The sequence below is a fragment of the Rhizobium esperanzae genome (genome assembly GCF_014197615.1).
Taxonomy (GTDB): Bacteria; Pseudomonadota; Alphaproteobacteria; order Rhizobiales; family Rhizobiaceae; genus Rhizobium; species Rhizobium esperanzae_A.
Window position 1 is genome coordinate 1 of the sequence record NZ_JACIFY010000055.1, and the last position, 1,172, is coordinate 1,172.

Annotated in this window: 1 protein-coding gene; it reads left to right on the forward strand. The window is 63.5% G+C overall.

The features are described 5' to 3' along the window. Nucleotides 1-177 precede the first annotated feature (177 nt). Complete coding sequence (locus GGD57_RS28985; protein WP_184473599.1) at nucleotides 178-1,149, forward strand: IS110 family transposase; 972 nt, start codon at nucleotides 178-180, stop codon at nucleotides 1,147-1,149. The last annotated feature ends 23 nt before the right edge of the window (nucleotides 1,150-1,172 follow it).

Genomic DNA, 1,172 nt, shown 5'->3' on the forward strand with positions numbered 1-1,172 from the left:
GCCCCTTGCATGTTCAATTAGCGCTGATTGTTGGATGATCGGTGCGCAGTCCGGCGGATGGCCATCCGCCGGACTGCGGACGGCCGGGACCGCAGGCCCCTTGGCTTGAACCGGGGATGAGATTGGTCCGGCCGTCCTCGCGTTTGTCCTGAACAGATGATGGGGAGCAAGTCCCGCATGCAAGGCAAGGTTTCGTTCCAAGAAGACGCGATGCCGGTAGTTTATGCCGGTGTGGACGTGAGTAAAGAGTGGCTCGATGTTCATTTGCATCCGCTGGGCGAAAGCCGGCGGTTCGGCAATGACAAGACCGGCATCCGCCAGCTGAAACGGCTGCTGGCCAGGCATCGTCCCAAAAGCATCGTGATGGAGGCAACCGGCAAGTTCCATCGCCCCGCCCATCGCTCGCTTTGGCACGATGGCTTTGCCGTGGCCGTGATCGATCCGCTGCGTGCGCGCATGTTTGCCCGCGCCTGCGGCTATCTCGCCAAGACCGACCGGCTCGACGCCCGTTTCCTGGCACTCTTGGCCGAGAGCCTGCGCCCGCCGGCCAGCGCGCCGCCAAGTCCTCACATCGAGGCCTTGCAGGAGCTGGTCAATGCACGATCGGCAGCGATAGGCGACATCACCGCCCTGCAGAACCGCAGCAAGACCGCCACCACCGCTCTTCTGCGCAGCGAACTCAACCGCCTTCTTCGGCAGCTGGAACAGCATGTCGAGCGTCTCGACAAAGAGATCGAGCGATGTGTCGGCGAGGATCCGCAGCTCTGCCGCAAGGCCGAGATACTCACCTCCATTCCCGGCATCGGCCGCGTCACGGCCCTGGCCTTGATGGCCGGCATGGACGAGTTGGGGACATGTTCGGGCAAGCAGGCCGCCATGCTGGCAGGGCTCGCCCCAATCGCAAACGACAGCGGAGCCCGAAGCGGACGTCGTTCCATCCGCGCCGGCAGACCCGCACCCCGGCGCGCGCTCTACATGGCCGCCTTATCGGCCTGTCGCTACAATCCCGCGCTTGCTCGTTTCGCAGACACGCTCAAGGCCACAGGAAAACCAGCCAAGGTGATCCTCGTCGCCGTCATGCGAAAGCTGCTCGTGCTGGCAAACTGCCTGCTAGCTCAGGACCGCCTCTGGACCCCAAATCCGCCTTGACAACCAACACAGATTCTCATCCG